The organism is Pseudomonas sp. BS3767, assembly GCF_900099665.1.
Taxonomy (GTDB): Bacteria; Pseudomonadota; Gammaproteobacteria; order Pseudomonadales; family Pseudomonadaceae; genus Aquipseudomonas; species Aquipseudomonas cerasi.
This window is the reverse complement of record NZ_FNCX01000002.1, coordinates 71,607-94,931: the sequence shown is the minus strand read 5'-3', so window position 1 is coordinate 94,931 and position 23,325 is coordinate 71,607. Positions and strand designations below refer to the sequence as shown.

Sequence of the window (23,325 nt, the reverse complement as noted above, 5' to 3'; positions counted from 1 at the left end):
AGGATACAAGCGATGGCTACCATAGTTGCATTTGGTGAGCTTCTGGCCGAGTTCGTGGCTGAAGAAATTGGTCGTGGGTACTTGGAGCCGAGCACCTTTGCGGGCCCATTCCCCAGCGGTGCCCCAGCGATTTTCGCCGACCAGGCAGCGCGCATGGGCGCGTCTGTTTCATACATCGGGCACATAGGAACTGACGCGTTTGGCACCTGCATCATTCAGCGACTTCAAGCGAACGGTGTAGACGTAAGCAACATTGTTCGGCATGCCGAGCTGCCTACCGGAACGGCATTTGTCGCCTACGAACACGATGGTAGCCGCAGCTACGTCTTCAACATCACTGCGAGCGCTAGTGGTCTGCTGGGAGCTGGGAGCATTCCCGCCAATGCGCTGAAGGGCGCGAAGTACCTACATGTAATGGGTTCTTCGCTTAACAGCGCCGGTGCGATAGCTGCGCTGGACGTTCTGCTTGAGCAAGCGCTTGACCATGATGTGCGTATCAGCTTTGACCCGAACATCCGTACCGAAATGCTGCACTTCAAGCCGATGAGCGCGGCATTGCACAACGTATTCAATCGTTGCCATCTTTTTCTGCCGAGCGAGTCTGACCTGCAGTTCTTCTTCCCGGATCTTCCGATAGAGGAGAGCATCGCCCTCGTTTTCGAGAAAGCGAATATCGAGCGCGTAGTTCTGAAACGCGGCGCCAAGGGCAGTACATACATTGACCGGGCAAGTCGAATCGATGCCACACCGCTCCCCGTCGTAGAGCTTGACCCCACCGGTGCCGGAGACTGTTTCGGTGGTGCTTTCGTCGGAGCGATAGCGCTGGGTAGCCCGGTCGAGCACGCCCTAGAAATGGCTAACGCAGCTGGTGCTTTGGCTGTTACGCGTAGAGGGCCAATGGAAGGTAACAGCGACCCAGCTCACATCAACCTGTTCATCAAGGAGCACGCTGATCATGCCTAATCATGCTGATACATCAACTGGCGCGGCAGTGCTGCAAGCACTGGCAGCCGCGAATCGTAATGGTCGTCACCAAGGGATTTATTCGATTTGTTCCGCGCATGAACAAGTGCTGCGCGCAGCAATGCAACAAGCGCTCGCAGACGGCTCTCCATTGTTGATTGAAGCGACGTGCAACCAGGTCAATCAACACGGTGGATATACAGGAATGCAGCCTGCCGACTTCTTCGGGCAGGTGCAGAAACTGGCTGAGGCAGAAGGCTTTCCCACGGATCAGCTCCTGTTGGGTGGAGATCATCTGGGCCCAAACCCTTGGCGTCACCTGCCTGCGGAAAAAGCCCTGCTGCAAGCTGAAATCCTAGTCATAAGCTACGTAAGGGCAGGATTCCGCAAGATCCATCTCGATGCCAGCATGGCATGCGCTGATGATGTGCAGCCGCTTTCTGTTGCAACCATCGCGCAGCGCGCTGCACGGCTGTGTGCTGCTGCCGAGCAAGCCGCCTCGCAGCTCAATCTCGCACCTGCGTCATTGCCTCGATATGTCATCGGTACTGAAGTACCTGTGCCCGGAGGCGCTCAGCACACCGCTGGTGAAGAAGAGGAGCTTCAGGTAACCGCCGTTGCTGATGTGGCTGAAACGCTTGAGGCCCATCGTGAAGCTTTCTTGTCGGAGGGACTGGAAGGTGCATTGACTCGGGTCGTAGCCCTTGTGACCCAGCCTGGTGTGGAGTTCGATGACCAAAGCGTCATTGATTACCAGCCCGAGCAAGCACAGGCTCTGAGTAAGGCGATCCTTGCATTTCCGGGCCTGGTCTTCGAGGCGCACTCTACGGACTATCAAACGGAGGCAGCCTTAAGCGCGTTAGTGCGAGACCACTTTGCGATTCTTAAGGTCGGGCCGGGCGTCACCTTTGCTTGGCGTGAAGCATTATTCGCGTTGAGCCATATTGAGGACGAGCTGTTCGCCAATATCGAAGAGCGCTCGGATTTGCGTGGTGTAGTTGAACGCAGAATGCTTGCCGATCCCGAACACTGGGCGCCGTACTATCGCGGTAGCGAAGAGGCTCAGCGCTTGGCGCGTCGATACAGCTACAGCGACCGCATTCGTTATTACTGGCAACAGCCAGATGTATTGGCAGCAGTCGACCGCCTGATCGACAACGTTCGCAAGAAGCGGCCAGCTGACACCTTGTTGAGCCAGTACCTCCCGCAGGTTCAGGCCGCGCGGCGCGCCGGGATGCTGGCAGGTGATGATCCTCTGGACTGGCTGCGTTTCGAAGTTCGCCAAGTGATTGCTTCTTATGCCAGGGCATGTGGACTGAGTAACCCAGAAGTAAAAGCCGCTTAAAACGTTTCAAGTTTATCGTCTGATGCTACACGCGTTGTTAATTCAATGCGGCGACGTCGTGCGCTCAAAACAACAATAAAAGGTAACTCTGATGAAAAGCCATCGCAAAGTAATAAGCCTGTTTGTAGCCGGTATTGTCGCGGGTTTGGCCGGGGCATCCGTGAACGCCGAACCGTTGAAGATTGGCGTGTCATTCCAAGAGATGAACAATCCTTATTTCGTGACGATGAAGGAGGCGCTAGAGGAGGCGAGCAAGAGCATCGGCGCCGAACTCATTGTCACCGACTCTCGCCATGATGTGTCCAAGCAAGTCAGCGACGTAGAAGACATGCTCCAACAGGGCATCGATATTCTGCTGTTGAATCCGACTGATTCTGCTGGTGTGCAGTCAGCCGTCATCAGCGCACATGAAAAGAAAGTCGCCATTGTTTCCATTGATGCCGAGGCCAAAGGGCCTATCGATTCCTACGTTGGTTCCAAAGATTACGACGCGGGCTTCAAAGCCTGCGAGTATTTGGCTACAACGGTCAAGAAAGGCAATGTCGGGATTCTCGATGGCATTCCATCGCTGGGTATTCTGGAGCGCGTTCGAGGTTGTAAAGAGGCGTTGGCCAAGCATCCAGAAGTCAAGGTTGTCAGCGTACAGAATGGTAAGCAGGAACGGGATCAGGCACTTTCAGTGACTGAAAACATGCTCCAGGCAAACCCTGACCTGAAGGGCATTTTCAGCGTAAACGACAACGGCTCTCTGGGTGCTTTGGCCGCCATCGAATCCAGCGGTCTGGATGTCAAGCTCGTAAGTGTTGACGGTGCTCCTGAGGCTATTCAAGCCATCTTGAAGCCTGGCTCGCACTTCATCGCCACCTCAGCACAATTTCCTCGTGAGCAGGCCCGCCTGGGGCTCGCACTCGCCTTGGCAAAGCACTGGGGCGCCACTATTCCTCGCCGCTTCCCAGTTGACGTCGAACTCATCGACGCTCCGAAAGCCAAGACGTTCAGCTGGTAACCTCGCGGGTTTCGCGGCAACTTTGATGTTGGCATGCGGGGCGTCAAGGCGCTTCGCGTGAGCGGCAGAGGAATTCAATATGCAACAGAACACATTGCTCGTGCTTGAGCAGGTATCCAAGAGTTTTCCTGGGGTAAAGGCGCTCAAGCAAATCAACCTAAGCATCGAGCGTGGTGAGATTCATGCTCTGTTGGGAGAAAACGGTGCAGGTAAGTCGACGTTGATCAAAATCCTCGGCGGAATTCAGCCGCAGGATGAAGGTACGATCACGCTCAACGGTGTTACCCAGCGATTCGGCTCTTACAACGACTCGGTCGAAGCAGGTATCGGTATTGTCTTCCAGGAATTCAGTCTGATCCCTTATCTAAATGCGACCGAAAACATCTTTTTGGGCCGTGAGAAAACCAACCGTTGGGGCATGCTTCGAAAACAGGAGATGCGCACTAAGGCATCCCAGCTATTTGCGCGGCTCGGTGTGGAGCTCGACTTGGATTGTCCGGTTGCACGCCTAAGTGTGGCTGAGCAGCAGTTTGTCGAGATCGCAAAGGCGTTGGCGCTCGACGTCAACCTGCTCATTCTGGATGAGCCCACTGCAACCCTGACGCCGGCTGAGAGCGAGCTGTTGTTTCAGATCATGCGCGAGCTGAAAGGCCAGGGCGTGACCATCATTTTTATCTCCCACCACCTCGACGAGATATTTGACGTTTGTGACCGCATCAGCGTTCTCCGGGATGGCGCCAACGCTGGCGTGGCACGTGTCGATGAATGCGACATTGATACCTTGGTCGAGATGATGGTCGGGCGAAAGCTGGAATCGAACTTTCCCCCCAAGCCAGTGCTTGAAATACGGCCACCGCTACTGGACGTTCGTGAGATCAGCCTTCACCGAAACGGGCCTAGCAACTCTTTTCAACTGCGTTCGGGTGAGATCTTGGGGTTCGCAGGGCTCGTTGGATCAGGTCGCACTGAGTTGGCCCTCGGGGTGATCGGCGCGATACCCACCCATTCAAAAGACGTTAGCGTGAATGGTGTAGCGGCATCCCTCAAAGATCCCGCTGAAGCCTTGCATCAAGGTATCGGTCTGCTGCCAGAGAGCCGTAAGAGTGAGGGCCTGATCACAGACTTCAGCATCAGGGAAAACATCTCGCTGAATAACCTCGGCAAATACAGCAGCGCACTTGGCCTGATCAACCACTCCCATGAAAACAAACAGACCGATGAACTGATGAGCCAACTGTCCATCAAGGCACCGAGCAGTGAGTCGAGGGTGGTCAATTTGAGCGGTGGTAACCAGCAGAAAGTCGTCATCGCCCGGTGGTTGAATCACCACTGCACCGTCCTGGTATTCGATGAGCCTACCCGAGGTATCGATGTGGGGGCCAAGGCAGAGATCTACACGCTGATGCGCCGACTGACCGCTCAGGGCTTCGGAATCATCATGATTTCCTCCGAGTTGCCGGAGATCGTTGGCATGTGTGATCGCGTTGCGGTTTTCAACAAGGGCTCCATCGTCAAGGTGTTAGAGGCCGAGTTCATCAATTCCGAAGAGGTAATGCGCCATGCAACCGCAAGCGTTAAATAACGACTCCTTGAAAGCAACAAAAGCCAAGGCACCACAAGGGTGGTTTGCTCGCTTCATGCGCTCGCCAGCGTTCTACCCTTTGGTAGGGTTGATCGTAGTGACCATCTGCATGATCTTCGCGAGCGATAAGTTTTTGACCTCCGCCAACTTGGAGAACATTGCGCGCCAAGTCTCAATTAACGCGATCATCGCGGTCGGCATGACTTGCGTAATTTTGACAGGAGGAATCGACCTGTCTGTAGGCCCGGTGATGGCTTTGAGTGGAACGCTCACGGCAGCACTACTGGTCGCCGGCGTCCCTGGCCCCATCGCGATAGTGGCCGGCCTGCTGCTCGGTGCAGCCTTCGGTATTGGCAATGGCATCTTCGTCGCTTACCTCAAAATGCCGCCCATTATTGTCACGCTCGCGACCATGGGCATTGCGCGTGGCTTAGGCCTTATGTACACCAATGGCTACCCAATTTCTGGCCTGCCAGAGTGGTTCAGCTTCTTCGGTCGCGGTGAGTTCCTGGGCATTCAGATCCCGATTCTTGCGATGGTTCTGGTTTACATCGCGGCGTTCATCCTTCTCCAGCACACCCCAATTGGGCGCTATATCTACGCGATTGGCGGTAACGAGGAAGCGGTGCGCCTTTCAGGTGTCCGCGCTCCACGCTACAAGTTGCTGGTTTACGGCATTAGTGGGCTGACTGCTGCAGTGGCGGGTCTGTTGCTGACATCGCGGTTGATGAGCGGACAACCAAACGCTGGCGTCTCCTTTGAGCTGGATGCGATTGCTGCCGTTGTGCTGGGTGGTGCAGCTATTGCAGGCGGTCGCGGCGCGATTCTAGGTACTTTGGTGGGCGCGATGCTGCTGGGCGTGCTCAATAACGGCCTAAACCTGATGAGCGTTTCGCCGTACGTCCAGAGCGTGATCAAGGGCGCGATCATCCTGTTGGCGATTTTCGTCAGCCGCAAACACCACAATCGTTGATCCAGGAAGGAGCCGTTATGAGCAAGCTTACGTTCGCCCAAGCCTTCGACTTTACCGGGAAGGTAGTCGTCATCACTGGTGCAGCAACGGGTATTGGCCGCGCCACCGCTGAGTTATTTGCGGAAAAGGGGGCGAAACTTGCCTTGCTGGATCGCGACCCTCAGGTCGAATCAGTCGCGCAAGAACTGGTTGGGCAGGGGTGGGTGGTTGATATCCGTGAACCCTCTCAGATTACTGACGTGATTTCCGCTGTCGCCAATCACTTTGGTCAGATAGACGTTCTGATTAACAACGCAGGTATCGCTATCACTGCACCTGCCGAAGAGCTCACCACGGATGCATGGAACGCGACGATGGAGATCAACCTCAGAGGTCAGTTCCTGATGGCCCAGGCAGTAGCGCCCTACATGTTTGAGCAGGGCAAGGGCCGGATCGTCACATTGGCCTCTCAGGCCGCTTTGATTGGCATACCGGGACATACGGCGTATAGCGCGTCGAAGGCTGCGGTGATTGGCATGAATCAGTGTTTGGCGGTGGAGTGGGGGCCACGAGGGGTGACCTCCAACACCATTTCACCCACCGTTGTAGAGACGGAAATGGGCAACAAGGGTTGGTCGGGCGAAATCGGTGTTCGCGCGCGTGCTCAGATACCCACCCAGCGTTTCGCCCAGCCGGAGGAAATTGGGTTGGCGGCTTTGTTTCTCGCCAGCGATGCGGCGTCGATGATCAACGGAGCGAACCTTGTGGTGGATGGCGGGTACACCATCCAGTGATGACCGATCCTCGACAATAAGATAGGCAGCAATTGAATGACACACCACGAAAGCCCTGATGATGTTACGCAGCTGCCCGCTTGGAAGGCGCTCAGTCACCACAAAGGTGTAATGGCAAATTTCAGTATGCGCGAGGCGTTCAATGCCGATCCACTGCGCTTCGAGCAGTTCACGTTGAGCAGCAGTGGGCTATTCCTTGATTACTCGAAGAACCTGATCACCACCGAGACTCGCCAGCTCTTGGTTGAGTTGGCCAACCAGGTAGGTCTGCGCGGTGCTATCAATGCCCAATTTGAGGGGGCGATAGTTAACCCATCGGAGACCCGGCCAGCACTGCACACGGCGTTGCGTCGTCCGGTAGGCGACAAACTCTTGGTGAATGGCCAGGACGTGATGCCTGACGTTCACAAAGTGTTGAACCAAATGACCGACTTGGTCGGTCGTATTCACGACGGGTTGTGGCGTGGTTACACCGAACGACCTATTACGGATGTCGTGAACATCGGAATTGGCGGGTCGTTCCTCGGCCCCGAGCTAGTATCGGAGGCCCTGCTGTCCTACGCCCAGAAAGGAGTGCGATGCCACTACCTGGCGAATATCGATGGTAGCGAATTTCATGAACTGACAATGAAGCTGCGCGCCGAAACGACCTTGTTCATCGTTTCTTCTAAAACCTTCAATACCCTCGAAACGCTTAAAAACGCCCATGCGGCACGAGCTTGGTACTTGGCACAGGGTGGCACTCCTTCGGAGCTCCATCGCCATTTCATCGCGGTATCCAGTAACAACGCAGCAGCAGTGGCTTTCGGCATCCGTGAAGAGAACATTTTCCCTATGTGGGATTGGGTGGGCGGACGCTACTCGCTATGGTCGGCGATTGGATTGCCTATTGCCTTGGCCATCGGCATGTCCAACTTCAAAGAGTTACTGTCCGGTGCCTACAGCATGGATCAGCATTTCCAAACGGCACCGTTTGAAGAAAATATGCCTGTGCTGTTAGCCCTGCTCGGCGTTTGGTATGGCAATTTTTGGGGCGCGAAAAGCCATGCGATCCTGCCGTATGATCACTACCTGCGTAACATCACCAAGCACCTTCAACAGTTGGATATGGAGTCCAACGGTAAAAGCGTTCGCCAGGACGGTACTGCCGTTTCTGTTGATAGCGGGCCGGTCATCTGGGGCGGTGTGGGTTGCAATGGTCAACATGCCTATCACCAACTGCTGCACCAGGGCACTCAGCTAATTCCGGCGGACTTCATCGTCCCGGTCGTAAGCTTCAATCCCGTTTCTGATCACCATCAGTGGTTATTTGCCAACTGCCTCTCTCAGAGCCAGGCGCTGATGCTGGGAAGAACTCTTGCTGAAGCTGAGACAGAACTGCGCGAGAAAGGCGTTGGTGAGGACGATATCCGGGCGATTGCACCGCACAAGGTGATTCCTGGCAACCGCCCAAGCAACACCCTCGTCCTTGAGCGCATTAGTCCGCGCAGGCTGGGAGCATTGGTAGCGATGTACGAACATAAGGTGTTCGCACAAAGCGTCATCTGGGGCACCAATGCTTTCGATCAATGGGGTGTCGAGCTCGGTAAGGAGCTGGGTAAAGGGGTTTATAGCCGACTGGTGGGCCAAGATGAGTCATCAGCGGAAGATCCATCTACCCAAGGCCTGATCAGTTATTTCCGCAGTCGTCATCGTGGCTAAACCCGCGAAAAGAGGCCGTTCATGCGGGTAGATTGGCAAATCTGATAAGGTACTTACATTCGTTGAGCCGCGTTGCGTATGCGGAATGGAGCAAGGGCGTTGGGAATGCAGTCGACAAAAAAAGAACTGATGGCGCAGGTGGCGTGGCTCTATTTCGTGGGCAATAACACGCAACAAGAGATCGCACAGCGCCTGAATATCTCGCGCCCTACCATCAATCGAATGATTTCTCTAGCTACTGAATCCGGGATGGTTCAAGTCCGGATCAACCATCCTATTCGAGAGTGCATGGATCTTGCGTCCAAGATTCAGCAGCGTTTCGGGCTCAGCATGTGTGAGGTAGCACCACTCGATTCACCTGATGAAGCTGCCGGTCAGCGTCGGATCGCCGTTCTGGGCTCTGCCATGATGGAGCGCTACCTGGCTGAGCCTTCTCTGAGAGTAATGGCTGTTGGGTTCGGTCGTACTCTGAAGGCCGTGGTAGACGAAATCACCGAGCTGCGAGCTCCGCAGTTGAGCATCATTTCCCTTGCAGGCAGTGTGGCTCGCGATGGGTCGTTCAACTCCTACGACGTAGGGTTGAGGCTTGCCGACAAAACCTCCGGTAAAGCCTTCCTCCAACCGATGCCGATCATCGCTAATACCGCCGATGAGCGAGACCAATGGCTCGATAACCGCCTGACCCCATTGATCAAAGATCTGTACAGCCAGGCTGAAGTCGCCTTTGTCGGTATTGGTGAAGTGCAGGTTAATTGCGCGCTAGTCCAGAACGGGTTCCTGTCGCCGGAGGAGGCGAAAGCCTTGGCGGAGCAGGGCGCGGTCGGAGAAATCCTGGGCTGGGCGATGGATCGTCAAGGAGCGCCCATCAATGAGGGATGGTCAGAGCGGGTTACGAGCCTGCCTTTGCCAAGGTTGGCCGAGCGCCCGATCATCGCCTTCGCGGGCGGGGAGCGTAAAATACCTGCGATTCTGGCTGCACTACGCGGGCGATGGATATCAGGTCTGATTACCGATCAGCAGACAGCGCAGCAACTCGCAACGCTGTAAGCCATTGAGGTTTTGGCGCACCGGTGGGGTGGTAGAAGCAGTGATCGCGGAAGTAAGCCTCCTTGCTCGGAGCAATGCATGTCAGAACTGAAAATTCAGTTTTTTTTGCACCGCGAATTCGCTTGGAGCTTTACCCTGTTCGAAGGCAATCAGGTACGACATGTGGACAGTCAGGGGCGCCGCTTCTGACGGTTCGCCACTAACCTTCAGGTGTACCTTGCGAGTTGCACATTGAATTGCTACCTCAAGCTGCTGCAGTTCATCGATCAGCTCCTGCATTTCGTCGTACACAGCAAATTTGGCGCTTTCTGAGTAATCGCTCGCGCAATCTCTATAGTCGCGGAAGTAGTCCACGAGCGACGCAAAGACCTCCTGGGCATCGCGCTTCATTTCAAATCCAGGTTGGGAGATATCCACAGTGGAGCTTTCCGCCAGTGTAGCGAGTTGGCGTCCCGTCGACAGAGGGACTGCCGGTAAGGTGATGTAGTCGCGTTCTATACGGGCCTTCTCTTCCTTCAGCTCCTCTTCTGTAGGGATGGCGAAAGGCTTATTGAAGGCGTCAATGTCCTCGATTTCGAAAGCGACTGCGAGCGCGCGTCGAGTATCGATGCTTGCCGACTTCGCATTCTCAACGCGCTGGACTGTTCGTACGTTCAGGCCTGCGAGCTCGGCCAAAGTCTCCTGCGACCATTGAAAAGCTTCCCGCATTTTTCGGATGAGAGTGGCGAGCTCTTCGAGACTCAACATACGAGGTTGGCCAGATTTGTTGTTCGCGTTCATTTTTGAGCTCCATCAGATGGTTGGTAAGGCTCATGATGAAGAAGGTGCTGAGGGCACAACACGACAGGTACCCGACAGAGAAGCGACAAGGCCTGAGATTCTGGAGAGGTTATGATGAAACACAACAAGATGCATACTTGTGCCTCCGGACTCACCTAGCCATGATCGATGCCTTGTCGGTCGCGAGCCAGGGAGGAGTTTAGAACGGCTTACTGCTTCCTCATCGCTGTGGGATGAGCTGATTCATCCCGTTTGGTTGACGTGGGCCTTAATGTACATTCCGAAGGAGCCTCCTACTTTTGATAATGCCAAGCACTAGGATCCATCAGGAAATGTATTCGTCTGAAGCTGGCATATGGTTTATACCAACTACAGACGGTGCATCCGTTCTGATCAAGGCCCCCATCAGCAGCCTCAAAGCTTTATCGGTAGGCTGTTCATTCGAAGTCGGTATAGGTGTGTTAGAAAATAAAGTCTGCGTTGCAGGGATTATTCACGACGCTCCAGACACTCCACTCATTGTTTCTCGACCTCAGGCACATGCTGAAGAACACCAAGCACTCATAGAGGTCTTGAGTCGCGGTGACGTGAATTTTTTTCTGTTCAACGAGATGGATCACTGCGTCGGCTGGTCACCAGGATCCCTCGCCTCGGAGGGTTCCGAACAAGCTTCTGTATGCCTTCAGCCTATCACTAGGCTTTACACCGGAGGCGTTCTAGAGTTTGGTGAATGTCTTCTAGATATCTTCAATGAAGCAATGCACGACAATAGTACGGTGGCGAAAAATCCTGAGTTAGCTGCTGTGAAAATCCCCGTCAAGCTTGTCGACTGGCATCCCAACTTTTTATCGTACGTGGGTATGGGCACGTATCAAACTGTTCAGGTGGATCATCCGGATGAGGGTGGGATGCTGGAGAACTCAGTATGGGCAGCACTCTCATCTGTTTACCCGGCGCAGCTTTATAAAAGTCCAACTGTAGAAAATGGTGAGAAAACCCGAGAGCTAACGGACGTTCTGGCCCTTTCAAGCCACGGGAATATTCTCATTGAAGCTAAAGACCTCGCGATGCTTGCTTCAAAGGGCTCCAGGGTGCATGCAAGGAAGGTCTCTGGCGTAAAGAAACAGGCTTTAAAAGGGTTAGCTCAGCTCGTAGGTGCAGCCAAAGCGCTTCGACGGAACTGCAAGATCAGCTCAATCGAGGGCAAAGTCTTAAACGTGGATCTGTCAGATCAATTGCATTGCGTAGTGATCGTTTCAGAGCTGTTTGCTGAAAATTGGGATGAGGTGTATGAGGCAGCTGTCGCCGCGATGGGCGAAACCGGTGATCTATTTCACGTGATTGATTATCGCGAATTAGTAGCTCTCCTGAAAATTGCCAGAGGCTATGACGGGACGCTCCAGACACTTTTGAAAAAGCATCTAGAGCATGTGCTTCATCGGCAAACGTTGAATGTCAGAAGCCGACAGGCACCTAATTCTTCTGCGTAACGGACACAGAACGCAATGGCGGCCACAAATGACGCCATTGCTTAACGCTTTGACTCAGAAGATATCTTCGCCGCCGGCTTACGACGCGATAATTACAGCTCGATCACAATCTTACCGATCTGCGCGTTGGACTCCATGTACTGATGAGCCTCAATCATCTCGCTGAACGGAAACGTTTTTGAAATGATCGGCTGGAGGGCGCCACCTTCAAGCCCTTTAGTGATGAAGTTCTTCGCACGGTTCAGACGTTCAGGATCTTGGGTGATCTCAAAGAGCTGGTAGCCGCGAATGGTCAGGTCTTTGCCCAGCAATTCCATGACCGGAACACTCAGGTCGGTGGTTTCAAGCGCTCCGTATTGGAAAAAAATACCCAAGTACGAAAGGGCTCGAAGGATGTTTGCGACCTCAGGGCCGCCGACTGGATCAAACGCCATCCGCGCGCCTTTGCCCTCAGTTAAAAGATTCACTTCAGCTACCAGATCCTGCTCCGACGTTGCGATCACGTGCGCAGCGCCGGCATCTAGAAGTGCTTGTCGTTTTTCACTGGTACGGGTCAATGCCACGGGAATAGCACCCAAGAGGTTCGCGATCTGAATGGCCGCCAACCCAACGCTACTCGATGCCGCACGAATCAATACGGTTTCGCCTTTTTGCAGGTTGCCGATGTCTACCAGCGCGCCGTAGGCAGTTACGTACTTCATCCATGTCGCAGCAGCCTGGATGGATGTCAGTCCTGCTGGCTGCTTTACAAGTGCGTGAACCGGAGCAACGACGAGCTCTCCATACATGCCGTAATCTGCAAAAGAGAACGCTGGTATAACGTTCACCTCGTCGCCTACGGCATATTCAGAGACACCTTCACCCACCGATTCAACGGTGCCTGCTGCTTCATATCCGAGGATCGCTGGCATCTCCGGGGTGAAGGTGTACTGGCCAGACCTGTACATGGCCTCGGCACGGTTTAGCCCGAGTGCTTTCACCTTGATGCGCACCTCGCCGGCGGCAGGAGTTCGCACATCAACGTCATCAATTTGTAGGACTTCTGGGCCACCCATGCGGTGAAAACGAACGACTTTAGACATTGCCAGCTCCTGCGATACGGAAAAGGTCAAAACTAATCGCTCGCAGCGGCTTCAGGAAGACCGCCTGCAGACACACACTGTTATCCAGGAAATACCAATGGGAATCACACCAGGTGGTGGGTAGCCATCAGCGCCTTCAACCATTCTATGAAGACTTCCACTTTGGGTGGCAAAAGTTCACGGTGCGGATACAAGATCGAAACCCGCTTTGCTGGAACCTCAAACTCCCTGAGCACTTGGACGAGCGAACCATCGTGCAAATGGCTACGTACAGAAATTTCCAACCCCTGGAGCAGACCAAAACCAGCCAATGCAGATGCCACAAATGCCTCGGTGTCATTGACTCTGATCCCTGACTCCAGCCGCATCGCTTTGACATGCCCATCCACCGTGAATACCCATTCGATAGGGCGCGGGTTGTTGCCTGAGAAGTAATTTACGGCGCGGTGCATTTCCAGGTCAGCCAAGGTTTGAGGTGTGCCAAAGTTCTCAAGGTAAGAGGGGGCAGCGCACGTCAGCATGGGTAAATGGCCGATGCTGCTGGCGATCAGGCTGGAGTCTTCAAGCTCCCCCATCCTGACTACACAATCCACGCCCTCACTGAGCATGTCGATGGGTTTGTCACTCGCTCCGATGGTGAGCTCAATCCCTGGGTACCTACGTTGAAAGTCCATCAGCGCAGGAATAATTAATAGCTTTGCTAAGCTAACCGGCATGTCTACACGTAGTTTTCCGATAAGGCGGGCAGGGCGATTACCCAAAGAAGACATGGTCTCCGAAACGTCTGCAAGGATCGTTTTGCAACGCTCATAAAACGCCTCGCCCTCAGGGGTTAAATTGACCTGACGCGTCGTTCGGTTAAGCAGCCGACCACCCAATTGTTGTTCGAGGAGCTGAATAGTTTTGGATACGGCGGGGCGGTGCAGGTGTAGAGCTTGCGCGGCTTTGGTAAAGCTGCCGGTTTCGATGACGCTTACAAAAACCTGCATCGAGTGAAAGACGTCCATCAGATACACCCACGAAAATAGGCAGTTAGATTATCAAAGATCCATTGATGACTTTCACATGCTGCGTGGTATCACCTGTCGGATTGGTAATTAAGGAGAACCAGTGTTGTGCTCAGGGGCGATCTTCACCTGCGCTGAATTGGTACGTAGGGTGTGGGGCAAATGCGTCTTTTGAGATCAAAAAATGTCGACCCCTTCTCGTTCTACTGACCTTTTCGACGTTGTTACCGTGGGTAATCTGTCGCTTTCCAACAGGATAGCGATGGCCCCATTGACCAGGAGCCGCATGGGCTCAGATGGCGTGCCAACGGCTTTGCACGCAACCTACTATTCCCAGCGGGCGACTGCCGGGCTGATCATCAGCGAGGCCACCAACATCTCCTTGCAGGGACGAGGTTATGCCTATACCCCTGGCATATGGACTGATGAGCAGGTCGCCGGATGGAAACTGGTGACAGATGCGGTACATGAGGCTGGAGGGAAGATTGTTTGTCAGCTTTGGCATGTGGGTAGATTTTCCCATACATCTCTGCAGCCAGAGGGTGGTGCTCCGGTCGCACCGTCTGCGATTCAAGCTGAAGGGCATACATTCACGGAAAACGGTTTTGAGAGGGTCTCGGTACCCAGGGCGCTAACTACGGACGAGGTCGCCAGCCTGTCTGGGCAATACAGGCATGCCGCTGAGTGCGCTAAGCGGGCAGGGTTCGACGGTATCGAGGTGCATTCGGCGAACAGTTATCTACTCGACCAATTCATCCGAGACTCCACGAATAAGCGCACGGATCGTTACGGTGGATCCATCGAAAACCGTACACGCCTGACGCGGGAAATTGTGGAGGCAGTGCTTGAGGTGTGGGATAGCGGTAGCGTTGGCATCCGCCTTTCACCGACTACGCCCGATGCCGGCAACACTCCGATGGACAGGCAGGTCATGGAGACTTACGGGTACCTGATCGACAAGCTGAACGCTTATGACCTTGCTTACCTACACTTTGTAGAGGGTGCCACGGCAGGCTCTCGCGACCTAGCTGAGGGTATTGACCTTGATGCTTTGCGCAAGCGGTTCAAGGGCGTTTACATGGGTAACAATGGCTATGACCTTCAACTGGCCATGGAGCGCCGGGCTGAAGGGTTGGTCGACCTTGTGGCATTTGGGCGACCATTTATTGCCAACCCTGATCTTGTAGAGCGATTCAAGCAAGATAAGCCGCTCGCGGAGTCCACACGAGATGACTATTACGGTGGTGGCGCGAAGGGGTACACAGACTGGGCTAAGGCGACTGCTTAGCTGTGAGGAGCCGTCAGAACTACCACCCGCCACAAGGGTTTATCATTGGTTTGTGGAGGTTGAAGAAGACGGCCATTCAAATGCTTGTCAGTAGAAGGAATACACCTCCTCTGGTCTATTTCGGTTCCGTCTGCGGGGACACAAGCGCGAAGACGAACTGCTTGTCGAAGAACTGGAGGCCCCAGAAGCTAGCGTCATCGTCTTCCAGTATGAATTTGTAGACGAATGTGGCGTTGTTGAGCTCTACCCGCATGGCGCGCGATAGTAGAAGCTTAATCGGCGCCCCGAGCTCAGGCGTAACGGATTGTGCCGGGATGACTTGGATCTCTGCGTCTGGTCTAAGAATCTGGCCACTTTGCTGCCAATACAAGCCTCTGACAATGCGCTGAATGACTCTGCTGTAGGCTTCACGGTCGAACGGAACGGCGACCAGTGGCTCGGCTACGGCATTCCCGAAGCGGTGACCATAGCCGCGTTCCTGTTTGGTCAACACCTGTCGGGCAAGCCTCATATTTTTACCGATAGTTCCTGCGAGGGAGTCGATTACCTGGTCTGGATTTTCCCTGTACTCACCTGTACTCAACCCGATGATCAGCTTGAACTGCTCATCGTCTGCGCTGCCTGCGTTGTTGCAGGGAGTGCACGCAGGCACCTTATTCCAAGGTATACCCAATGGCCTCGGCTTCGGGTAAATGCACTGCGGCGGCAAGTGATCACCTTCTCCTTTTGTGGCTGGCCGCTCCCCACATAAAACGCAGAGTTGCACCTTTTTCGTATCGTTCATTCTGGCCCTCTTACGTTGGTTGGCGATTCACTGGTATTTCTCTTCCTCCGCCCCATGGCAATTAACCGCCGGTTCTAGGCTTGGGAATCAAGGAAATGCGATTTCACCAGGTTCGACCATTCTGCACCAGGTCACTTGATCCCTGGAGCATCAATCTTTGGCTACAGCTGATCGAGTATGGGGGCACGGTCAAAGTACGGGGATTTCTTGCGCTAATGACGAGCATCAGGTGAGCAGCTTTGCATTGTGGTGGCGGATCGAATGCTGCGTTGAAAGCTGCTCAACGACGTACCGATGCCTTATCGTTAAACTGAAGCTCATATTTGAGTACGAAGTGGCTTGCCAAGAACGCTGCGTTCAGCTTCCTCCTCAACTCCATCAGATTGCACTGCTCCTTGGCACTTGGACGGATAGGAGAGGATGGACAATGCGCTCGCATTTATCCCCCTCCATATGTCTGCCAGCAATACACATAGTTGAAATGGGAACCAATGACCAGTTTGTTAAACCCGAAGGTGTATGTACTAACGTTTACTGCTTTTGTGATGCTCTCATCAGAATTCATCGTAGCCGGCCTTCTCCCTGAAATCGCGACAGGTCTGCATATAACCGTCGGAAACGCAGGCTGGCTTATCACTGCATTTGCCTTGGGGATGGGGATCGGCGCCCCTGTAATTGCGGCCTTTACACATCGTGTCCGCATGCGCTCGTTGCTGATGGCGGCCTGCGTTGCGCTCTTCCTAGGCAACACCATTGCGGCCCTGACAACGAACTTTTCCTTACTGTTGATCGGGCGTGCTTTAGGCGGGGTAGGGGTCGCAATTTTCTGGACGAATGCTGCATTGATTGCAGCTGCAATGTCTTCGGAGCAGACCAAGAGCCTCGCGGTGTCCAGGGTTTTGATCGGCGTTTCGATTGCCTCCGTTGTAGGTGTTCCCGTCGGAAAGGCTGTCAGTGATTTGTGGCATTGGGAAGGAGCATTGATTTTGATGTCTGGCTTGAGTGCGGTGGCGCTCTTGATGGTCATCAAGTGGATCCGTCCACCTGAGTCAAATGCGTCAAAGCCAGCTATCACGTTGCTGAGTCGACTGAGCGAAATCTGGAAGAAGGATATCGTGCTGATGCTGTTGAGCTCTGTGCTGATATTCGGCGGCATCATGTCCGTGTTCAGTTACCTCGCCACCTTCTTGATCCGACATACCGGCTTTCCTGCGGTGCAGGTAACGATGATTCTGGCGCTTTATGGTGTTGCGGACATCGTGGGCAACCTGATGTTGGCCAAGCGAGTTCCCAATCCCCTAGACGCCTTGTTCAAGCGTCTACTCCTGATCTTGGCCGGATCACTGGCAGCTATCACCTTGTTGGGCGATGAGATGTGGATTCTACCCCTTGCAGTCGCCGCAGTGGGTGGGTGTCACGCAATGACCGGATTGTTGATGGGTATTGATGTCCTGCGAAGAGCGGGCAGCAGCGCTCAGCTAATCGGTGCCGTCAACGTCACTGCTATCAATCTTGGGATCATGCTGGGAGCTTTGGCCGGCGGTTTTTTGATCGACAGCATTGGTCTGAAATACATTGGGGTGCTCGGGGGAAGCTTTGTACTGCTGGGCTGGATTGTCCGAACCCGTTTGCGATCACTACCTCGCATAAGCTGAGCCTTGGTTTAGGAGCCAAGGCAGCTTTGATTGGAGAAAAATGCTGCTGACTAGGGATATCGAATCATACGGGAGTGATGTGAACGGCAGTTGTGGGTAGCGTTGAACAGTAGGGCTGATGTTTAAAGTGACGGCGGCCTAACAAGCGTCAGCATCTCCTCAGTCAAACCTTCTTGAACGTATATTTCTGGTATCGATTCCTCGCCAGGAGTTTCCATTGCTACCAAGGCCTTAGCCTGCTGGAATGCCTTCGTGATGGAAAGTCCGAAACCGATTGCCGAATAAAACTGCGCTGAGAAAATTCGTGCAGGTAAATCACCGACATCTCTGTTCATGCCTATGGTCGCGGGTACGTGTTGCAAGCAACCTTGAGCTTGATTGAAGGAAAAGCAGGTATTGAAGAACACCAGCTTCACGCTTTCCGAACCAAGCGCCATCGCACTGACGATGGCCTCTTTGCTGACGTGTTTTTCATTCCCCTGATCGTCCTGTAGCACGAGCGTATCGGCGTTTGTCCCGTGGCCACTAAAATGAACCACGGTCGGCTGCAATTCATTAATGGCTTGAAGCACATCGCGCGGTCGCACTGCCCACCTTGTATGAAAAACCAGAGCATCTCTATGTTCCGAAGCACGGATGCGCTCAGCGATTAGGCGAGCTTCTTCATCAAGCCCAAGCTTGGTTGTTGAGTCGTTGCCAGGGTCGGCAGCGAAGAAGACGACGGTGATCTTCTCTGGGAGGGCCTTTAGGCGCTCGATCTCTAGGGCGGTTTGAACGTGTAGATTTTCGTGCCTCGAAAGGCCTTGGCTCAGGTTGCGGAGTACACGCTCTTGCTGGAGGGCGGCGCGCTTCTGCTCAGCCACGACTTTCTTCTCTTCGGTAACTCGCCGAGCTTGAGCAGTGTCCTGCCGTTTGCGCTCTCGCTTCAACTCATCCTCGAGACGCTTCTGTGCCGTAACGAGTTTTTTATGCTCGTCGGCAATTTTCTTTTCAATTTTGCCAACCTCTGTCTCGGCTTTGGCCTGCTCACTGGCGTACCTTGTAGCCTCCCGGAGTTTAGACGTGGCGGTCGAAGCCGAAGATGTGCGTGCTGCTGCGGCTAGGGCGTCGTGATTTTTCTTACCCGCTTTTGCAGCAGCATCGACTTTCTTGGCTTTTTCGCCCTGAAGCTTGGCAATACTGTTCTGAATATTGGCCACCTGCGTGCGGTACTGATCGGTGCTCATAGCAAATTCCTTTATGCCGATGCTTTCATATCGCTACTATACCGCGATCACGCTCAAGGGCGATTGCGCCTATGGGCCGCCTAGCATGGGGTGAGCGATTCGATGGATGAAACGATTTCGTACCTGAAAGACAGATTCAAAGAAGAGCAAGGTCGCTTCGATCAGGTAGAGAACAAAAGTGCTAAGTTTTTTACCGCAGTGTCAGTTTTGGTCGCTGGGCTCAGCGCCTTAGCAGCTTTGAAGAATGGGATTCTTTTCCAGATCCAAACCCCGCTGGCCGTGTGTGCATTCTTAGCATTTGCCGTGGCAGCACTCGCTATAGGCTGTGCTTGGGGACACGCTCTCAGTGCGCTCAGTATCAAGGCCTACCCAAGTCTGCCCTCTAGTCGGGAAACGGCAGAATATTTGAAGGCTGTGGATGACGAGGCGCAAAAAGCACACATCTATAACTGCTATGTCGACACCCTCGAGATCCTCAAGACGTCTATAGACGAAAAGTCGAAACCGCTGGAATTGGCCTACCAGGAAATTACTATCGGAGCGGGCGCATTTGCTCTACTCGCCGTCCTCACAATCATTAGGGAGTTGATCGCATGACCGATGACAAAAAACCACAAAGCAGCGAGCAGAAAATACCAACCCCGCCACCAACTACAGAGTACCAACGACGCGATAAGGAGCCGCCACTGAGTCAGCAGGAGCGACATAAGCGCCGGTAACGAGTATCGCGTTGGTGGGAATCAAGAGGGGCGCTTCCTCGGCCAAGCGCCTCGGCTGGTTTGGATCGGAAGACCAGTGCCTCTCTGGCAGTCGTCGGTTTTCGTGAAATTCGATCTGCTTGGCAGAGTGGCTAGATCTTAAGGACGAGGGGGCTTTTTTGATTCGGACTGATTAACCATGCAGCTCCTGATTCCCTGGTTGATAAGCTTATAGCGTAAGCGGAGCGCGCTGGCCCGAAGGGCTAAAGGCGTGAGGATGGCGCCTGGAGGGTCAAAACCCGGCGCAGGCAGGGTGTGGTTCACTACAGCCGCAACCCGACAGGGGGCAAGCCCAAAGCGGGTATGCCGTGGATCGGCGTCAAGTTATAAGGCTGGAAAAGCGCTAAAGGCTTCGCGAATTAGGCTCTGCATCATCACCGAAGCAGGGCCCTGGAGAAAGTGCTCCTGACTGCTGACGTCGAAGCGCACTGGGTTGATGTGGACGACAGCCGCCCCATGACCCAACGCGCGTAGTGGTAGCTCCGCAGCTGGGTAAACAATCCCGGACGTACCAATGGAGAGGAACACATCGCATTCCTCTGCAGCAGCTAGGCCCGCACTCCAAGCATGCTCAGGCAGCATCTCGCCAAACCAAACGACTCCAGGGCGAACATACCCGCGACAGGAACTGCATCGCGGTGGCTCAATCCGAATTCCACCGTCAGGGAGATCGTCAGACGGGAGGGGCCTCGTATACGCCAGCCCGCAATCGATACACCTAGGCGAGTGCAGGCTTCCATGTAGATGAATCACATCCTGGCTGCCAGCCCGCTCATGCAGGTTATCGACATTTTGAGTGACGACAGTGAGCTTGGGCACATAGCTGGCGAGTTCGGCGATAGCAACATGAGCACCGTTGGGCTGCGCTTGGACAACCTTCTGGCGGCGCCATTCATACCATCCCCAACACAGCGCTGGGTCGGCTCTGAATGCTTCACTGGTGGCCAGTTGAGCTGCATCAAATCGCTCCCAGAGCCCAGTCAGCGCATCCCTGAATGTTGAGATGCCGCTTTCGGCTGATGCACCCGCCCCTGTGAAAACAACGACGTGCTGAGCCATCCTCAGTTGCTGAACCAGGGTACCTACAGTCATGAGCATTCCTTGGGCCGGATTTCAGTTGATGTCCCGACATTATGGCAATGCATTATCAATCAGTTGGTGACCGGCTTGGAGGCCGTGGCGCCTGTCAACCGTCCCGTGAGCCGTAGCATCCGCATGTCGTGAATCCTGACAGCTATGCGGCGAGGCAGGCCTAGTTGCCCAACATGTCGCTTATCTCTGTACTAGCACGGCCCAACGACTTCATCGAGATGCTTCCGGCGTCATTCTCCCCAACGTGCCAGAGTGCAAATTTCGGCAGGTTGAGCCAGGCCGGAGGCTGCGCCGCGACTGGAAAAGCGGAGCGAGTTTCGTATGTAGCAGCGCCTTCAATTATCGACACCAACGCTATGCCGTGCGCTTTGGCGTATTTTATCGCGCCGGATTGAAAACCAGTCGTGGTGAAGAGCATGCCTTTATGAGCACCGACGGATCTCACCTTGTCGTGCAGTACCTGAACGAGCTCTCGCTCGACTGCGCTTCGGTATTTTTTGCACTCAATCAGCACGATAAATTCGGCCCCTGCAAAGGCTTGGAATTTCGCCAGCACGTCGATCTGGTAGGTTGAGTCGTAGGCTTCGATCCTTACGTCGTGCTTCACCTCCAGCGATGTCAGTTCACCACCCTGCTTGAGGATCCACTCTCTGACCAACCGCTCAAATTCGGCAGCTGAGATTTCGAGATTGGGGTTCGCCATAGGTGGAAACATTTGTCGTCCTTAACTGAGAGAGTGCATGTCCAGCTTTGGGCTAGCGGCGGGTTCATGCGCCAACTGCTGTGGTGAGGTTACTGCGAGCTGAGCCATGCTTCCATTTTTTCAAGCCTGCCCACCGCGAGAAGCTTTGGCTTTGCCAACTCTAAAAGCCTAAGGAGCTTTTGTCTGTCAGCGGGGGAGAGAAACCATTCAGCAACCTCGACGCTACAGTGTTTGGAGTCGCTCAGTAGCCACTTCACGATCATGTCTGCTGCGGCTCTGTAGTGATCCGCCATGAACAGACGTTGGCCCTCCACAGACCAGCCAAGGTCAGCCAACCGATCAGTCACGTCTGTGATGCCCAGGTCGCCAAAGTAGCCCGTCGTGTCAGGATAATGAATGCCTGCCAATGACACCTTGGCCACGCCGGATTCCCGATCAAAATATGAAAGGAAATGCCATCCACCCGTGGTGCTACCAGGATGGGGGAAGTTGATGGCGGCTTTCCCTGTTATGTAGTGCTGGTGTGAGACGCATTTGAGGTCAAAGTCGAAAAGCGGCTGAGTCATGAGGGCTACGCTCGTTAGTACCAGGCCGATATTCAAGCTACAAGATCAATCAGCCTAATCCATCAGGATCTTTTAAGTGCTCTTGGGCGATGTGAAGTGTAGAAATGTGGTGAGGGTAGACGATCAAGCTGTTACAGGGGCCGGCAGGGCCATCTTATGTGGATAGACGTTTCCGTTGGATTTGGTAGGTGATGTGACGGACGACTCGGTGGTCGTCGACCTCATTAGGCTGTTCCATGTCCGACTTGACTTCATTTGGTAAAGAAGAAGCTTCGTTGCTTCTTGAAGGCGATGATGTCTGAAGTATGGATTTGGCTAGCCTTGCGTCTTGTTCCACCGGTAGCGGTGTGAATCTCGATCTCGTTGCTACCTAGTAGCGCAGTATTGATATCATCGCTATGGGCTGGAGTATTGTTATAAATCCTTTCGAAAAAATCCTTCACGGATAATGCGGGTACCGAGTCGTGGAGGAATTTTGGAATGTCCTCCTTAAGCTGGTCTTTTGCTTGATCTCTCGCCGACTCATTGAAGAGGTAAAGCGTCTTACCTTCGCTAGGGTCATGCGCGAGCATGCCAAGGCCAGATCTGCCGAAATGAGCCTGAGTCTCGCTATTTTGGTGCAGACGGTCATTGTAAACCTGGCGAGCACGATACGAATTGGCGAGGTGTATCAGCCAATATCGCCAACCACTAGGGTTGTTGATTGAAAAAGGGCTGACAAATTTTGCACATTTCTTGAAGTTTTCGAAGACGATGTTTTCCGCCACCCCGAGCCATGTTGTCTTCGATTGCTTCTCTTCAAGAATCTCGAAGTCCCGGCTGCTCAGCTGCAAGTATGCCAATTGGTTCGACAGCGTTTTTGGATCGTGCTGCTTCAAAAAGGCCAGTAGAGAAGAGATGACGAAGGTGTAGAAAACCTCCACCGATTCATTCAGATTCATCATGTCGATCAAGGTCGCAGTGTCAACATGACTGTGCCCACATTGATCTAGGTTGAAGATTATGTTCGGGTATTTCTCTGATTTGATCTGAGCTTTGATTCTTGGATAAGCATGTTCGAACAGCTCGGTCGAGTAGCGGGTTTGGATTTTAAGCCGGCTATTCGAGATGCTATGGTGGAGGATAATTGGATTCAAGACTCCTTCCAGAATGCCGATTGCCATCCGCTCGGCATCATTCAGGAAAAGGCTACACTCGATATCCACAAGGGGTAGATTGTTAACTGCCCTGTAGGTGTTGATGTCAGTTAACGCTCGATTCAGCTCTTCCACAAAAATTATGGGTGAACCGGCAGTGCCGCATTGATATCGGCCTGCGCCACTGAAGCCGTCTACTACAGCCAGGCGAAATTTTCTGACCTGCGGGTGCTTGCACCGTGTGATCACGTACTGATAAAAATAATCGCGAAGTATTTGATGCTTCTTCCTTGAGTGCTCTTCAAGAACTGCACCTTCTTCCCAATCATACTTCTTCTTAGCCATGGATATTCCTTGTCAGGCTACGG

General features: G+C 53.7%; 21 protein-coding genes. 12 read left to right on the top strand and 9 right to left on the bottom strand.

The features are described 5' to 3' along the window. The first annotated feature begins 12 nt into the window (after positions 1-12). From BLR16_RS04915 to BLR16_RS04880, 8 genes are all read left to right on the top strand, one after another. Positions 13-963 (top strand): sugar kinase, encoded by a 951-nt coding sequence (locus BLR16_RS04915; protein ID WP_074804753.1) that lies wholly within the window; start codon positions 13-15, stop codon positions 961-963. After that, a complete protein-coding gene (locus BLR16_RS04910) occupies positions 956-2,308 on the top strand; it encodes a D-tagatose-bisphosphate aldolase, class II, non-catalytic subunit (protein WP_074804749.1) in 1,353 nt (450 codons plus the stop codon). The genes BLR16_RS04915 and BLR16_RS04910 overlap by 8 nt, the downstream gene beginning before the upstream one ends. A 91-nt stretch (positions 2,309-2,399) precedes the next feature. Beyond that, complete coding sequence (locus tag BLR16_RS04905; protein WP_074804746.1) at positions 2,400-3,314, top strand: substrate-binding domain-containing protein; 915 nt, start codon at positions 2,400-2,402, stop codon at positions 3,312-3,314. A 79-nt stretch (positions 3,315-3,393) separates the two neighbouring features. Then, positions 3,394-4,896: a sugar ABC transporter ATP-binding protein gene (locus BLR16_RS04900; protein ID WP_074804744.1), complete on the top strand. Its 1,503-nt coding sequence runs from the start codon at positions 3,394-3,396 to the stop codon at positions 4,894-4,896. Between the two features lie 55 nt (positions 4,897-4,951). Then, positions 4,952-5,869 carry an ABC transporter permease gene (locus BLR16_RS04895; protein ID WP_092194138.1) on the top strand — a complete coding sequence of 306 codons (918 nt, stop codon included), beginning with the start codon at positions 4,952-4,954 and terminating at the stop codon, positions 5,867-5,869. Positions 5,870-5,886: 17 nt separating this feature from the next. Next, a complete protein-coding gene (locus BLR16_RS04890) occupies positions 5,887-6,642 on the top strand; it encodes a GolD/DthD family dehydrogenase (RefSeq protein WP_074804738.1) in 756 nt (251 codons plus the stop codon). Between the two features lie 36 nt (positions 6,643-6,678). Beyond that, a complete protein-coding gene (pgi, locus tag BLR16_RS04885; RefSeq protein ID WP_074804735.1) occupies positions 6,679-8,343 on the top strand; it encodes a glucose-6-phosphate isomerase in 1,665 nt (554 codons plus the stop codon). Positions 8,344-8,448: 105 nt separating this feature from the next. Next, a complete protein-coding gene (locus BLR16_RS04880) occupies positions 8,449-9,390 on the top strand; it encodes a sugar-binding transcriptional regulator (RefSeq protein WP_092194136.1) in 942 nt (313 codons plus the stop codon). An 81-nt stretch (positions 9,391-9,471) separates the two neighbouring features. On the opposite strand, the gene BLR16_RS04875 is transcribed toward BLR16_RS04880, so the two are convergent. Further along, positions 9,472-10,170, bottom strand: a complete 699-nt coding sequence (locus tag BLR16_RS04875) for a helix-turn-helix domain-containing protein (protein WP_074804730.1) — start codon at positions 10,168-10,170, stop codon at positions 9,472-9,474. A 332-nt stretch (positions 10,171-10,502) separates the two neighbouring features. On the opposite strand from BLR16_RS04875, the gene BLR16_RS04870 reads away from it, so the two are divergent. Further along, positions 10,503-11,660, top strand: coding sequence for a hypothetical protein (locus BLR16_RS04870; RefSeq protein WP_129402459.1), 1,158 nt, complete (start codon positions 10,503-10,505; stop codon positions 11,658-11,660). 92 nt (positions 11,661-11,752) lie between these two features. Here the strand turns inward: BLR16_RS04870 and BLR16_RS04865 are convergent, their stop codons facing one another. Together BLR16_RS04865 and BLR16_RS04860 are read right to left on the bottom strand one after the other, a co-directional pair. Further along, positions 11,753-12,742, bottom strand: coding sequence for a zinc-dependent alcohol dehydrogenase family protein (locus BLR16_RS04865; RefSeq protein ID WP_074804724.1), 990 nt, complete (start codon positions 12,740-12,742; stop codon positions 11,753-11,755). A 104-nt stretch (positions 12,743-12,846) separates the two neighbouring features. Beyond that, on the bottom strand, positions 12,847-13,749 hold the full coding sequence (locus tag BLR16_RS04860; RefSeq protein WP_074805366.1) for a LysR family transcriptional regulator: 903 nt from the start codon (positions 13,747-13,749) through the stop codon (positions 12,847-12,849). Between the two features lie 184 nt (positions 13,750-13,933). Here BLR16_RS04860 and BLR16_RS04855 point away from each other — a divergent pair, with 184 nt between their 5' ends. After that, positions 13,934-15,037, top strand: coding sequence for an alkene reductase (locus BLR16_RS04855; protein ID WP_074804721.1), 1,104 nt, complete (start codon positions 13,934-13,936; stop codon positions 15,035-15,037). A gap of 115 nt (positions 15,038-15,152) precedes the next feature. On the opposite strand, the gene BLR16_RS04850 is transcribed toward BLR16_RS04855, so the two are convergent. Continuing rightward, a complete protein-coding gene (locus tag BLR16_RS04850; protein WP_074804718.1) occupies positions 15,153-15,821 on the bottom strand; it encodes a hypothetical protein in 669 nt (222 codons plus the stop codon). Positions 15,822-16,312: 491 nt separating this feature from the next. Here BLR16_RS04850 and BLR16_RS04845 point away from each other — a divergent pair, with 491 nt between their 5' ends. Beyond that, positions 16,313-17,476, top strand: coding sequence for an MFS transporter (locus tag BLR16_RS04845; protein ID WP_074804715.1), 1,164 nt, complete (start codon positions 16,313-16,315; stop codon positions 17,474-17,476). Between the two features lie 122 nt (positions 17,477-17,598). Here the strand turns inward: BLR16_RS04845 and BLR16_RS04840 are convergent, their stop codons facing one another. Continuing rightward, entirely contained in the window at positions 17,599-18,702 is a 1,104-nt protein-coding gene (locus BLR16_RS04840; RefSeq protein WP_074804712.1) for a CHAT domain-containing protein, read from the bottom strand. A 102-nt stretch (positions 18,703-18,804) separates the two neighbouring features. Here BLR16_RS04840 and BLR16_RS04835 point away from each other — a divergent pair, with 102 nt between their 5' ends. Further along, positions 18,805-19,299 (top strand): hypothetical protein, encoded by a 495-nt coding sequence (locus BLR16_RS04835; protein ID WP_074804709.1) that lies wholly within the window; start codon positions 18,805-18,807, stop codon positions 19,297-19,299. Between the two features lie 485 nt (positions 19,300-19,784). Here the strand turns inward: BLR16_RS04835 and BLR16_RS04830 are convergent, their stop codons facing one another. From BLR16_RS04830 to BLR16_RS04815, 4 genes are all read right to left on the bottom strand, one after another. Further along, complete coding sequence (locus BLR16_RS04830; protein ID WP_074804706.1) at positions 19,785-20,552, bottom strand: SIR2 family NAD-dependent protein deacylase; 768 nt, start codon at positions 20,550-20,552, stop codon at positions 19,785-19,787. Positions 20,553-20,712: 160 nt separating this feature from the next. Next, on the bottom strand, positions 20,713-21,267 hold the full coding sequence (locus BLR16_RS04825) for a restriction endonuclease (protein WP_074804703.1): 555 nt from the start codon (positions 21,265-21,267) through the stop codon (positions 20,713-20,715). A gap of 77 nt (positions 21,268-21,344) precedes the next feature. Then, a complete protein-coding gene (locus BLR16_RS04820; protein WP_074804700.1) occupies positions 21,345-21,821 on the bottom strand; it encodes a hypothetical protein in 477 nt (158 codons plus the stop codon). A 251-nt stretch (positions 21,822-22,072) separates the two neighbouring features. Next, positions 22,073-23,302 (bottom strand): three-Cys-motif partner protein TcmP, encoded by a 1,230-nt coding sequence (locus BLR16_RS04815; RefSeq protein WP_074804697.1) that lies wholly within the window; start codon positions 23,300-23,302, stop codon positions 22,073-22,075. Positions 23,303-23,325: the final 23 nt, after the last annotated feature.